We start from the raw sequence: 12,245 nt of genomic DNA, 5'->3' as shown, positions 1-12,245 counted from the left end.
AGGGAGGAATGCACGATGCGGCAACAGGGAGTAACACTGATACAAATGATGAGCGTACTGGCCATGGCCGCGCTTCTGACACAGCTCGCGGCACCGGCCTACGCCAACTTGACCGAAGACCTTCGCCAGGCCGCAGCCGCCCGCGACCTGGCACAGAGCCTGCGAAGCGCACGTGGCGACGCATTGCTGCAGAACCGGAGCGTTGTGGTGCAACCGCTGGAGGGGGATTGGGGGAAGGGTTGGCAAACAGTGCTGGAAGGCAACCAACAACTGCTGCGCGAACATCGGCTGGGCCGCCCCATGAGGATCGCTGCCAACCTGGAAAAACTGAGGTTCAGTGGCCAGGGTGTCCCGCTGCGCGACAATGGCGCATTTTCCGGCGGCACCTTGCAGATCTGCCAACGTGCGCAGGGCAGCAGTCAGCATCGGGTCGTTGTCGCACCTAGCGGGCGAGTCAGCCTGCGCAGCGGGGCGAGCGAAGCGCCGCGCTGCGCAGGCCCCTGATCAGATCAGCGAGCGAACCCGCAGCTCCTTGGGCATCGAGAAGGTGATGTTCTCTTCACGTCCATCAAGCTCCTCAGCGCCCGTAGCACCCCAGGCCTTGAGCTGCTCGATCACCCCACGCACCAGCACCTCGGGCGCAGAAGCGCCTGCAGTGATGCCGATGCGCTGGACGCCGTCGAACCAGGCACGCTGCAGGTCTTCGGCACCGTCGATCAGGTAGGCCGGCGTGCTCATGCGTTCGGCCAGTTCGCGCAGACGGTTGGAGTTGGAGCTGTTCGGGCTGCCGACCACCAGCACCACATCACACTCATCGGCCAGTTGCTTGACCGCATCCTGACGGTTCTGGGTGGCGTAGCAGATATCGTCCTTGCGCGGACCACCAATGTTCGGGAAGCGTGCACGCAGGGCATCGATGACGCGACTGGTGTCGTCCATCGACAGCGTGGTCTGGGTGACGAACGCCAGGTGGTCAGGATCGCGGACCTGCAGGGTGGCGACATCCTTTTCGTCCTCGACGAGGTAGATGGCGCCGCCGTTGCTGGCGTCATACTGGCCCATGGTGCCTTCGACTTCCGGGTGTCCGGCATGACCGATGAGAATGCATTCACGGCCATCACGGCTGTACTTGGCCACCTCGATGTGCACCTTGGTCACCAGCGGACAGGTGGCGTCGAACACCTTCAGGCCACGACCGGCCGCTTCCTGGCGTACGGCTTGCGAGACACCGTGGGCACTGAAGATGACGATCACATCGTCCGGGACCTGATCCAGCTCTTCGACGAAGATCGCGCCGCGGTTGCGCAGGTCCTCGACGACGAACTTGTTGTGCACCACTTCATGGCGCACGTAGATCGGCGGCCCGAAAACTTCCAGGGCACGGTTGACGATCTCGATCGCCCGGTCCACACCCGCGCAGAAGCCACGCGGGTTGGCGAGTTTGATTTGCATGCTCGGCTCCAGGCTCACAGCGCCTTCACATCGAGGATCTTGACCTCGAAGTTCAGGGTCTTGCCAGCCAGCGGATGGTTGAAGTCGATGGTCACCTGGTTGTCATCGAAGGCTTTCACCACACCCGGAAGCTCGGTGTTGGCGGCATCGTTGAAGATCACCAGCAGGCCCTCTGACAGCTCCATGCCGTCGAACTGCGAACGGGGCATCACCTGCACGTTCTGCGGGTTGGGCTGACCAAAGGCGTTCTCAGGGGTGATGGTCAGCTTGCGCTCGTCGCCGGCCTTGAAGCCGAACAGTGCAGTCTCGAAGCCCGGCAGCAGGTTGCCATCGCCGACCTTGAACACGGCGGGTGCCTTGTCGAAGGTGCTGTCGACGGTGTCGCCGTTTTCCAGGTGCAGCGCGAAGTGCAGGGTGACTTCGGTGTTCTGGCCGATACGGGTCTCAGTCATGGACCGGCTCCTCGCTTTTCTTGCTCTTGAACATGTCCAGCGCCAGCATCACCGCACCGACGGTAATCGCACTGTCGGCCAGGTTGAAGGCCGGGAAGTAGTGGGTGTTGCGCCAGTGGACGAGGATGAAGTCGACCACATGCCCCAGCACGACGCGGTCCCACAGGTTGCCGATGGCACCACCCAGCACCAGGGCCAGCGCGACCGCCAGCCAGGTCTCGTTGCGCCCCAGGCGCTTGAGCCAGACCACCAGTACGGCGCTGACCACCACGGCGATCAGGGCGAACAACCAGCGCTGCCAGCCCGAGCTGTCGGCCAGGAAGCTGAAGGCCGCGCCCGTGTTGTAGGCCAAGGTCCAGCTGAAGTAGTCGGGAATGACCACGATCTGCTGATACATGGTCAGGGCGTTGTCGAAATACAGCTTGGTGGCCTGGTCGAGGACCAGGACCACCAGGCTCAGCCAGAGCCAGGCAAGGCGCCCGAAGCGCCCCGCTGCAGGATTAGGCATAGTGGCGCACCTCACCGTTGCCGCTGATGTTGTCGACGCAGCGAGCGCAGATCTCCGGGTGTTCCGGGTGGCTGCCGACGTCGGCGCGGAAGTGCCAGCAACGGCCGCACTTGGCGTGGCCGGACTTGACCACTTTCAGCTTGAGGCCTTCGACTTCGGTTGTCACCGCCTCGGCCGGCGCCTGGACGAACGGCACCACGCTGGCGGCAGAGGTGATCAGCACGAAGCGCAACTCGTCGCCCAGCTTGGCCAGGTCGGCGCTCAGGCTTTCCTCGGCGAAGAGCGTGACTTCGGCTTGCAGGTTGCCACCGATGACCTTGGCCACGCGCTGGTTCTCCAGCTCCTTGTTGACCGCCGCCTTGACCGCCATGATGCGGTCCCAGTAGGCGCGATCCAGCTCGCTGTCCTGTGGCAGCTCGCTCAGGCCCTGGTACCAGGTGTTGAGCATGACCGACTCGTTGCGCTCGCCCGGCAGGTACTGCCAGATCTCGTCGGCGGTGAAGGCCAGGATCGGCGCGATCCAGCGCACCAGCGCCTCGCTGATGTGGTACAGCGCGGTCTGGCAGGAGCGGCGCGCAACGCTGTTGGCGCCGGTGGTGTACTGGCGGTCCTTGATGATGTCGAGGTAGAAGCCGCCCAGCTCCTGCACGCAGAAGTTGTGCACCTTGGAGTAGACGTTCCAGAACCGGTACTCGGCGTAGTTCTCTTCGAGCTCACGCTGCAGCAGCAGGGTGCGATCGACCGCCCAGCGGTCCAGGGCCAGCATGTCTTCGGCCGGCAACAGGTCGCGCGCCGGATCGAAGCCGGACAGGTTGGAGAGCAGGAAGCGCGCGGTGTTGCGGATACGCCGGTAGGCGTCGGCGCTGCGCTGCAGGATCTGCTCGGAAACGGCCATCTCGCCGGAGTAATCGGTGGCGGAAACCCACAGGCGCAGGATGTCGGCGCCCAGGGTGTTGTTGACCTTTTCCGGCTCGATGGTGTTACCCAGCGACTTGGACATCTTGCGGCCGTTCTCGTCCACGGTGAAACCGTGGGTCAGCAGCTCGCGGTACGGCGCGTGGCCGTCGATGGCGCAACCGGTCAGCAGGGAGGAGTGGAACCAGCCGCGGTGCTGGTCGGAGCCTTCCAGGTACAGGTCGGCGCGCGGGCCGGTGGTATGGCCGATGTCGTGCGAGCCACGCAGCACGTGCCAGTGGGTGGTACCGGAGTCGAACCAGACGTCGAGCGTGTCGGCGATCTTGTCGTACTGGCCGGCCTCGTCACCCAGCAGCTCCTTGGCGTCGAGCTTGAACCAGGCCTCGATGCCTTGTTTCTCGACGCGCTTGGCCACTTCTTCCATCAGCTCGACGGTGCGAGGGTGCAGCTCGCCGGTCTGTTTGTCGAGGAAGAACGGGATAGGTACGCCCCAGTTGCGCTGGCGCGAGATGCACCAGTCAGGACGGTTGGCGATCATCGCGTGCAGGCGAGCCTGGCCCCAGGACGGCACGAACTTGGTGTCCTCGATGGCCTTGAGCGCACGCTCACGCAGGTTTTCACCGTTGTTGGGCTGCTTGTCCATGCCAACGAACCACTGTGCGGTGGCGCGGTAGATCAACGGGGTCTTGTGGCGCCAGCAGTGCATGTAGCTGTGGCTGATGGTTTCGGTGTGCAGCAGCGCACCGACTTCCTGCAGCTTCTCGACGATGGCCGGATTGGCCTTCCAGATGAACTGGCCACCGAAGAACTCCAGCGATGGCGCGTACACGCCGTTGCTCTGCACGGGCGTGAGAATGTCGTCGTTGACCATGCCGTAGCGCTTGCAGGTGACGAAGTCGTCCTCACCGTAGGCCGGCGCGGAGTGGACCACGCCAGTACCGGCGCCCAGCTCGACGTACTCGGCCAGGTAGATGGGCGACAGGCGCTCGTAGAACGGGTGGCGGAAATTGATCAGTTCCAGCGCCTTGCCTGGCGCGGTGGCCACTACCGAGCCTTCCAGCGCGTAACGCTTCAGGCACGACTCGACCAGTTCCTCGGCCAGCACCAGCAGGCGCTCGCCGGTATCGACCAGGGCGTAGTTGAAGTCCGGGTGGATGTTCAGCGCCTGGTTGGCCGGAATGGTCCAGGGGGTGGTGGTCCAGATCACGATCGCGGCAGGCTTGTTCAGCGAAGCCAGGCCGAAGGCGGCGGCCAGTTTGTCCTGGTCGGCGATCGGGAAGGCGACATCGATGGTCTGGGATTTCTTGTCGGCGTACTCGACCTCGGCCTCGGCCAGGGCCGAACCGCAATCGAAGCACCAGTTCACCGGCTTGAGGCCCTTGAACACGTAGCCTTGCTTGACCATCTCGGCCAGGGCGCGGATCTCGCCAGCTTCGTTGGCGAAGTCCATGGTCTTGTAGGGGTTGTCCCAGTCGCCCAGCACGCCCAGGCGGATGAATTCGCTCTTCTGCCCTTCGATCTGCTCGGCGGCGTAGGCGCGGCACAGCTCGCGGGTCTGGTCGGGCGTCAGGTGCTTGCCATGGGTGACCTCGACCTTGTGCTCGATCGGCAGGCCATGGCAGTCCCAGCCCGGCACGTAGGGTGCGTCGAAGCCCGACAAGGTCTTGGACCGGACGATCATGTCCTTGAGGATCTTGTTCAGCGCGTGACCGATGTGGATTTTGCCGTTGGCATAGGGCGGGCCGTCGTGCAGGACGAACTTCGGACGATCCTTGCCAATCTCGCGCAACTTCCGGTACAGGCCAATGCTGTCCCAGCGCTGCAGGATCTGCGGTTCGCGCTGAGGCAGGCCGGCCTTCATGGGGAAGGCGGTGTCCGGAAGGTTAAGCGTGGCTTTGTAGTCGGTCATTTCAGGCTCTTGGTTAGCGGTTGAGCGTGCCAGTGGGCACGTGCGGCGGCGATGTCCGCGTCGATCGCCGACTTCAGCGCCTCCAGGGAGGCGAATCGCTGCTCCTCGCGCAGCTTGTGGTGGAACTCCACTGTCAGACGCCGGCCATAGAGGTCGCCGGTGTAGTCCAGGAGATGGATTTCCAGGTGGGGACGCCCATCACCCTTGACGGTGGGACGAACCCCGATGTTGCCGACACCCGGCCAACGCGTGCCGTCGATTTCGATGCTGGTCAGGTAGACCCCGGACAGCGGCACGCGACGGCGCTTGAGCTGGATGTTGGCGGTGGGCGTGCCGAGCTGGCGGGCCAGTTTCTGGCCGTGCAGCACGCGCCCGGTAATGCGATACGGACGGCCCAGCAAGTGCTCGGCCAGCTCGAAGTCGGCTTCGGCCAGGGCCTTGCGCACTTCGGTGCTGCTGACGCGCAGGCCGTCCTGGATCACGGTGTTGGCCGCCTCGACGGTGAAACCGTACTGCTGGCCGGCCTGCACCAGGAAGTCGAAGTCGCCGGCACGATCGCAGCCGAAGCGGAAGTCGTCGCCGACTTCCAGGTGACGCACGCCCAGGCCATCGACCAGCACCGCCTTGACGAACTGATCGGCGCTGAGCTGGCTAAGGCGCTGGTTGAAGGCCAGGCACAACACCCGGTCAATGCCTTCGTCGGCCAGCAGCTCGATTTTGTCGCGCAGACGCGCCAGCCGGGCCGGCGCGGTGTCCGGGGCGAAATATTCCCGCGGCTGCGGCTCGAAGATCACCACGCAGGTGGGCAGGCCCAGCTCCTGGCCGCGCTCACGCAGGCGCGCCAGGATGGCCTGGTGGCCCCGGTGAACCCCGTCGAAGTTGCCAATGGTGGCGACACAGCCCCGGTGCTCGGGGCGCAGGTTGTGAAGACCTCGAACCAGCTGCATAACGCGCTTCTTGCTCATAAAGTGGCCGATTATAACCACACCGGGGCGCTGGTGACAGGCAGCAGTGCCACTGTGGGCCGTGGAATGCGAAAAACCGACGCCTGGCCCTGCCCCGACCTCAGTGCAGCGCCTTGCGGACAAAGTGCCGAGGGCGGAAACCGCACAGGAACAGGCACCCGAAGTAGGTCACCACACCCGCGCCGATCAATGCGCCGAGGCGCAGGAAACGCTCGAGCATGTTGCCCTGCTCCCAGGCTGGCATGAAGTGCATGCCCAGCAGCAGCACGCCAGACATCAGCCCAACTGCCAGTACCAGCTTGAGCAGGAACATCGCCCAGCCCGCCTGGGGCTGGAACATACCGTGGCTGCGCAGCTTCCAGAACAGCAGACCGGCGTTGAGACAGGCTCCCAGGCTGATGGCCAGAGCCAGACCGGCGTGCTGCAGCGGGCCGATCAGCGCGAGGTTGAACAATTGCGTGCAGATCAGGGTGAAGATGGCGATCTTCACCGGCGTACGGATGTTCTGCTGCGCATAGAAGCCAGGCGCTAGGACCTTGACCAGGATGATCGCCAGCAGACCGACCGAATAGGCGATCAGTGCGCGCTGGGTCATGGCGGCATCGGTGGCGGTGAACTTGCCGTACTGGAACAGCGCCACGGTCAGCGGCTCGGCGAGGATCGCCAGGGCCAGGGTGCAAGGCAGCACCAGCAGGAAGCACAGGCGCAGGCCCCAGTCGAGGATCCGCGAATACTCTTCACGGTCCTTGTTGGCGTAGGTCTTGGCCAGGGTCGGCAGAAGAATGGTGCCCAAGGCTACGCCCAGCACACCGGAAGGAAGCTCCATCAGACGGTCGGCGTAGTACATCCAGGACACCGAGCCGGCCACCAGGAAGGAGGCGAAGATGGTGTTGATGATCAGCGAGATCTGGCTCACCGACACCCCGAGGATCGCCGGCAGCATCTGCTTGAGCACGCGCCATACCCCGGTATCGCGCAGGTTCAGCCGTGGCAGCACGAGCATGCCGATCTTCTTCAAGGCTGGCAGCTGGTACAGCAGCTGGGCCAGCCCCCCCGCCAGCACGCCCCAGGCCAGGGCCATGATCGGCGGGTCGAAATAGGGGGTGAGGAACACGGCGAAGGCGATCATCGCCACGTTCAGCAGGGTCGGCGTAAAGGCCGGCACCGAGAAGCGGTTCCAGGTGTTGAGGATCGCCCCGACCAGCGACGACAGGGATATCAGCAATATATAAGGAAACGTCACCCGCAACAGTGCGGTGGTGAGTTCGTATTTCTCGGCACTGTCGACAAAGCCGGGGGCCGTGACCCAAACCACCCAGGGCGCGGCGAGTATGCCCAGGGCAGTGACCAGAGCCAGGACCAGCGTGAGCAGGCCACTGACATAGGCGATGAAAGTGCGCGTGGCCTCCTCGCCCTGCTGGGTCTTGTATTCGGCAAGAATCGGCACGAAGGCTTGGGAAAACGCGCCCTCGGCGAAGATACGCCGCAGCAGGTTGGGCAGTTTGAAGGCAATGAAGAAGGCGTCGGTGGCGATGCCGGCGCCGAAGACCCGCGCCAGAATGGTGTCGCGCACGAAACCCAGCACCCGCGAAATCATGGTGATGGAGCTGACTGCAGCCAGGGATTTGAGCAGGTTCATCGAAAAGTTTTACGCCTGGGACTTGAGAGCGCTGCCAGATGACGCCCGGATGTGCGATAATCCCGCTTCTTTGCAGGGGTGCCAAAAACTCCCGAGTTTACAGGTCGTTGCGTAGAAAGGAATCTCTCCTTCCGCGCACACATGCCACTCGGCAGATCCTTGCAACTGGCCTTGACATCCGTCCGACTCATCGGCATGATTCGCGGCCTTATTTGTTTGCTATTTACCCAAAAGTCTTTCGAGGAGCTCGACGGTGGCCAACACACCTTCCGCCAAGAAACGTGCAAAACAGGCTGAGAAGCGTCGCAGCCACAACGCCAGCCTGCGTTCCATGGTCCGTACCTACATCAAGAACGTAGTCAAGGCCATCGACGCTAAAGACGCCGAAAAAGCGCAAGCTGCTTACACTCTGGCTGTGCCTGTAATCGACCGCATGGCCGATAAAGGCATCATCCACAAGAATAAAGCTGCTCGCCACAAAGGCCGTCTGAATGGCCACATCAAGGCGCTGAAAGAAGCTGCAGCTGCCTAAGCGACGCGCTTTAACAAAAACCGACCCTAGGGTCGGTTTTTTGTTGCCTGCGATTTAGCTGGCCATCGACAGGCAACCCAGAAGTCCGGGCCGCGATAAGCGGCCCTGGACTCATTGCTACTTGCCCACCGGGATCTTCGGCGCCCACTGCAACCAGGCATCATCCGGTTTATCGAACAGGGCGAAGGTCTGCTGCGGCCGCGCAGGATTGCCCATCTGCTCGCCATCCGGCGTTGCAAAGGCAATCCCTCCATCGATGAGGGTTTCCAGCGATTCGGTCCGCACCGTGGCCCCCTTGAATAGCCCCCAGTCAAAGCCGAAACCACTGCTGTTCCAGAAGCGGCTGCCGCCCCGCACCAAGGCGGCATAGCGTGGCTCGATCAGAATATGGATCAACACCCGGTCCGCACTCTGCCCCAGTTCGTAGCCCGTGACCTTGCCAACCTGTACTTCACGATAGGTGACTGGTACACCCGGCTTTATCGAACCACGACGCGAGGCGCTCAACGTCAGCGGCAAACCGACCTCCTGACCAACCACCTCCGGCGCTTCGGGCAAGGCGATGAAATCCCGCTGCGGGCCCTGGCTCTTCAATGCCGGCTGTACCTCCAGGTACTGACCGCCGATCAGGGTATCCAGGTTCTCTGTGCGCACCAGCCCGAATGCCGGCTTCACCACCCAGAATTGCGTGCCTGCCCGGGCAATGCGGTCCGCAGCATCGGTGATCCGCGCACGCAGCAGCACAGCCTGCAAGTCGGAGGTCAGGTCGACGCTTTCAATGCTGCCTACGTCCAGGCCACGGAAGCGGATCGGCGTACCGGGCTTGAGACCATCGGCACGCTCCACACGGATGGTCACGAGAGTGCCGGCACGGTTGGCTGCCTCCTCGTTCTCCAGCAGGCGGAAACGTGGAATGTGTCGTTTGAGCGGCACGTTCTGCTGCGGCGTGTCAAAAGCGATGCCACCAGCCATCAGGGTCTGCAACGACTCACTCTTGATCTTGATACCCGACAGGCCGCCAGTGAGCGTGATACCGCTGGCATTCCAGAAGCGCGTCGAACCGTTCACCAGGCCGGCATACTCTTTCTCGATATGGACACCAATCAGGATACGCTTGCTGTTGCGTGCGAACTGGTAGCTCTGCACGCTACCGACCTTGACCTGGCGATAGGTTACTGGACTACCTACCTCGAGCGAGCCGAGCGTGTCAGCGAACAGCACCAGGTGCAGGCCCGGCGCCTTGAGATCGAGCGGTGGCGCCTTGGCCCTGGCCTCGAACTCACGCTGCGGTCGCGCGCCTTTCTCGCCCGGACGAATGGCGATGTAGTTACCCTTTACCAGCGCCTCCAGGCCGGTGATGCCCGCCAATGAAATGGACGGTTTGACCACCCAGAACTGGGTACCTTCCACCAGGTAGTCTTCGGCCAGCGGGTCCAGCGTGAGCTCGGCCATGGCGCCATCGAGGCCATCATCGATCTTCAGCGTTTTCATGGAGCCCACCTGGATACCCTTGTACATCACCGGGGTACGTCCAGCCTGCAGGCCTTCGTAATCGGTCAGGTGCACCTTGATGCGGATACCAGCCTGAGCTGCCTCGAAGTCCTCATAGAGACGGAACGGAAGGCTCGGATCGGTGGGCGGGCTGTCCTTGCGATGCTCTGGAGTAGCGAAGGCGATGCCCCCAGCCACGATGCTCGACAGCGATTCACTGCGCACCTTGACGCCCGACAGATTGGCATCGATGCTGATGCCGCTGGCATTCCAGAAACGCGTGTGTTTGCGCACCAGACCAGCGTATTCAGGCTCGATGAACAGCTTGATCTCGACCGTTCCGTGGTCGTCTGACAGGCGATAGCTTTTTACCTTGCCCACCTGGATCTGCTTGTAGAACACCGGGCTCTCACGATTGAGCGAGCCCAGGCGCTCCGCCTTGAGCGTCAGGTGCAGGCCGGGCTCCTTGTCAGAAAGCGGTGGTGCCTCGGCCAGTGCGGTGAAGCGACGGGTAGGTTCGCCCTGCCCTGGATCAACGGCGATGTAGTTGCCGGAAACCAGCGTCTCCAACCCGGAGATCCCAGCCAGGCTGACGCTCGGCTTGACCAGCCAGAAGCGCGTGCCTTTATTCATGTGCGGCTCGGCCGTCTTGTTCATCTCGATGGTGGCGATCACACCCGTGTTGCTGCCCTCGGCATCCAGCACCAGGCTGGTTACCTTGCCCACCGACATGCCCTTGTAGATCACCTCGGTCTTGTTGGCGACGATTCCCTCGCCAGTTTCGAAACGAACCTGAATCTCCACGCCAGCGTCACGATAGGCCTGCCAGGCAAGCCAGCCCCCGATCATCAGGGCGATCAGCGGCAGAATCCAGATGGCCGACCAGTTCGAGGCTGGGCGTGTTTTGGCCGTTGGCAAGTCACTCATGGTCGTCGTCCGACTCCGTGTTATCCCAGATCAGTCGGGGATCGAAAGTTAAAGCAGCAAGCATCGTCAGGATCACCACACTGGCAAAGGCGACGGCGCCCAGGTTGGCTTCGACACTGGCGATGCGACCGAAATTCACCACCGCCACCAGAATGGCGATGACGAAGATGTCGAGCATCGACCAGCGACCGATGAATTCGATAAAGCGGTACATCAGGATTCGCTGCCGGGCCGAGAGCGGCTGATGACGCTGCACCGAGTAAAGCAGCAGGCCAATGCCCACCAGCTTGAAGGTCGGCACCAGAATACTGGCAATGAATACCACCGCGGCTATGGGCAGCATGCCGTGCTTCATCAGGGTGATGACCCCGGACATGATGGTGTCCGGGCTGCCCTGGCCCAAGGTGCTGACGGTCATGATCGGCAGCAGGTTGGCCGGGATGTACAGGATCATCGCAGTGACGAGCAGCGCCCAGGTGCGCACGATACTGTTGGGGCGACGCGCATGCACGATGGCACCACAACGAGTGCAGGCCTGCGAGTCGCAGCCCGGCTCCTGGCGATTGAGCTCGTGACACTCGTTGCAGACCAGGATACCGGCATCAATCGCCCGCATGGGTATTCTCCCCGGAGAGCGCTACCCATATCTGATGCGGCGACATCACCACCTCCAGCCAGACCTGCACCAGCAACAGGCTGATAAAGCAGAACAAACCGAGCCCGACGGTCAGTTGCGCCAGGTCGACCAGCTTGACGATCGCTACCAGCACGCCCATGAAGTACACCTCGAGCATCCCCCACTCCCGCAGGTGATGATAGATGCGATAGAACAACAGGCCATGGCCACGACCGATATTCAGGCGAATGCTCAGCAGGACCAGGAGTTGGCACAGCAGCTTGAGCAACGGAATAGCCATGCTGCACAGGAACACCACAACGGCGACGCCACGCATTTCAGAGTTGTACAGGCCCAGAACACCACTCCACACCGTGTCGTCAGCGGTCTGGCCGAGCAGGTGCAGCTGCATGATAGGCAGGAAATTGGCCGGGATATAAAGAAACAGCGCGGTCAGCACCAGCGCGAGGCTGCGATTGACGACATTGTAACGATGCGCATAGAGCTCGTAGCCACAGCGCGGACACTGGGCTTTCTCGCCATGCTGCAGCACAGGCTTGCGCAGCAGCAGGTCACACTCGTGACAAGCCACGAGGTCTTCCAGCGGCAGGCTGGCCAGCGCTTCGGGATCGGCAGGGTTGGACATAGGGAGTTCTGATAGGAAAGTCGGCTCTATTCTAGTGTTCAGACTCGAAATGTGGGAGATGGTGCTTTGCAAAGGCGGTTACGAATGGTGTCGGCCACCTGCTTGCTCTCGGCAGTGAATGCTGCCGGCTCGTGGCCGCGGAAAAGACAAAACCCCTACCTGCTCGCGCAGATAGGGGTTTTGCGAAATGAAT

Annotated in this window: 11 protein-coding genes; 2 read left to right on the top strand and 9 right to left on the bottom strand. The window is 62.5% G+C overall.

Annotation, left to right across the window (positions count from 1 at the left end):
- Positions 1 to 15 precede the first annotated feature (15 nt).
- The gene (locus IAE40_RS03155; protein WP_200602654.1) at positions 16 to 504 is read left to right on the top strand and encodes a GspH/FimT family pseudopilin; all 489 of its coding nucleotides are present in this window, start codon (positions 16 to 18) and stop codon (positions 502 to 504) included.
- Here the strand turns inward: IAE40_RS03155 and ispH are convergent, their stop codons facing one another.
- The 6 genes from ispH to murJ all read right to left on the bottom strand — a co-directional run bounded on the left by ispH (position 505) and on the right by murJ (position 7,840).
- Positions 505 to 1,452: a 4-hydroxy-3-methylbut-2-enyl diphosphate reductase gene (gene ispH, locus IAE40_RS03150; protein WP_063542800.1), complete on the bottom strand. Its 948-nt coding sequence runs from the start codon at positions 1,450 to 1,452 to the stop codon at positions 505 to 507. It abuts the gene before it with no gap.
- 14 nt (positions 1,453 to 1,466) lie between these two features.
- A complete protein-coding gene (locus IAE40_RS03145) occupies positions 1,467 to 1,904 on the bottom strand; it encodes an FKBP-type peptidyl-prolyl cis-trans isomerase (protein ID WP_054895098.1) in 438 nt (145 codons plus the stop codon).
- Positions 1,897 to 2,412: a signal peptidase II gene (gene lspA / locus IAE40_RS03140; protein ID WP_063542798.1), complete on the bottom strand. Its 516-nt coding sequence runs from the start codon at positions 2,410 to 2,412 to the stop codon at positions 1,897 to 1,899. The genes IAE40_RS03145 and lspA overlap by 8 nt, the downstream gene beginning before the upstream one ends.
- Entirely contained in the window at positions 2,405 to 5,236 is a 2,832-nt protein-coding gene (gene ileS / locus IAE40_RS03135) for an isoleucine--tRNA ligase (RefSeq protein ID WP_063542796.1), read from the bottom strand. The genes lspA and ileS overlap by 8 nt, the downstream gene beginning before the upstream one ends.
- Positions 5,233 to 6,183, bottom strand: coding sequence for a bifunctional riboflavin kinase/FAD synthetase (gene ribF, locus IAE40_RS03130; protein ID WP_200602653.1), 951 nt, complete (start codon positions 6,181 to 6,183; stop codon positions 5,233 to 5,235). The genes ileS and ribF overlap by 4 nt, the downstream gene beginning before the upstream one ends.
- 118 nt (positions 6,184 to 6,301) lie before the next feature.
- Positions 6,302 to 7,840: a murein biosynthesis integral membrane protein MurJ gene (gene murJ, locus IAE40_RS03125; RefSeq protein WP_197892652.1), complete on the bottom strand. Its 1,539-nt coding sequence runs from the start codon at positions 7,838 to 7,840 to the stop codon at positions 6,302 to 6,304.
- A gap of 253 nt (positions 7,841 to 8,093) precedes the next feature.
- On the opposite strand from murJ, the gene rpsT reads away from it, so the two are divergent.
- Positions 8,094 to 8,372: a 30S ribosomal protein S20 gene (gene rpsT / locus IAE40_RS03120; protein WP_029614579.1), complete on the top strand. Its 279-nt coding sequence runs from the start codon at positions 8,094 to 8,096 to the stop codon at positions 8,370 to 8,372.
- 117 nt (positions 8,373 to 8,489) lie between these two features.
- On the opposite strand, the gene IAE40_RS03115 is transcribed toward rpsT, so the two are convergent.
- Genes IAE40_RS03115 through IAE40_RS03105 form a run of 3 tightly spaced genes read right to left on the bottom strand, consistent with a single transcriptional unit; the run spans position 8,490 to position 12,052 of the window.
- Positions 8,490 to 10,790 carry a PqiB family protein gene (locus tag IAE40_RS03115; RefSeq protein ID WP_054895093.1) on the bottom strand — a complete coding sequence of 767 codons (2,301 nt, stop codon included), beginning with the start codon at positions 10,788 to 10,790 and terminating at the stop codon, positions 8,490 to 8,492.
- Positions 10,783 to 11,406 carry a paraquat-inducible protein A gene (locus IAE40_RS03110; RefSeq protein WP_200602652.1) on the bottom strand — a complete coding sequence of 208 codons (624 nt, stop codon included), beginning with the start codon at positions 11,404 to 11,406 and terminating at the stop codon, positions 10,783 to 10,785. Before IAE40_RS03110 ends, IAE40_RS03115 begins: the two co-directional genes overlap by 8 nt.
- Positions 11,393 to 12,052, bottom strand: coding sequence for a paraquat-inducible protein A (locus tag IAE40_RS03105; RefSeq protein WP_200602651.1), 660 nt, complete (start codon positions 12,050 to 12,052; stop codon positions 11,393 to 11,395). The genes IAE40_RS03110 and IAE40_RS03105 overlap by 14 nt, the downstream gene beginning before the upstream one ends.
- Between the last annotated feature and the right edge of the window lie 193 nt (positions 12,053 to 12,245).

The organism is Pseudomonas sp. S44 (genome assembly GCF_016624805.1).
Lineage (GTDB): Bacteria > Pseudomonadota > Gammaproteobacteria > Pseudomonadales > Pseudomonadaceae > Aquipseudomonas > Aquipseudomonas machongensis.
Note: the sequence above shows the minus strand (reverse complement) of the source record. Positions and strands in the feature narration are given on the sequence as shown.

Excerpts from the sequence above, each read along its gene's own strand:
- IAE40_RS03155 (WP_200602654.1), top strand. The coding sequence starts at position 16 with ATGCGGCAACAGGGAGTAACACTGATACAAATGATGAGCGTACTGGCC.
- ispH (WP_063542800.1), bottom strand. The coding sequence starts at position 1,452 with ATGCAAATCAAACTCGCCAACCCGCGTGGCTTCTGCGCGGGTGTGGAC.
- IAE40_RS03145 (WP_054895098.1), bottom strand. The coding sequence starts at position 1,904 with ATGACTGAGACCCGTATCGGCCAGAACACCGAAGTCACCCTGCACTTC.
- lspA (WP_063542798.1), bottom strand. The coding sequence starts at position 2,412 with ATGCCTAATCCTGCAGCGGGGCGCTTCGGGCGCCTTGCCTGGCTCTGG.
- ileS (WP_063542796.1), bottom strand. The coding sequence starts at position 5,236 with ATGACCGACTACAAAGCCACGCTTAACCTTCCGGACACCGCCTTCCCC.
- ribF (WP_200602653.1), bottom strand. The coding sequence starts at position 6,183 with ATGCAGCTGGTTCGAGGTCTTCACAACCTGCGCCCCGAGCACCGGGGC.
- murJ (WP_197892652.1), bottom strand. The coding sequence starts at position 7,840 with ATGAACCTGCTCAAATCCCTGGCTGCAGTCAGCTCCATCACCATGATT.
- IAE40_RS03115 (WP_054895093.1), bottom strand. The coding sequence starts at position 10,790 with ATGAGTGACTTGCCAACGGCCAAAACACGCCCAGCCTCGAACTGGTCG.
- IAE40_RS03110 (WP_200602652.1), bottom strand. The coding sequence starts at position 11,406 with ATGCGGGCGATTGATGCCGGTATCCTGGTCTGCAACGAGTGTCACGAG.
- IAE40_RS03105 (WP_200602651.1), bottom strand. The coding sequence starts at position 12,052 with ATGTCCAACCCTGCCGATCCCGAAGCGCTGGCCAGCCTGCCGCTGGAA.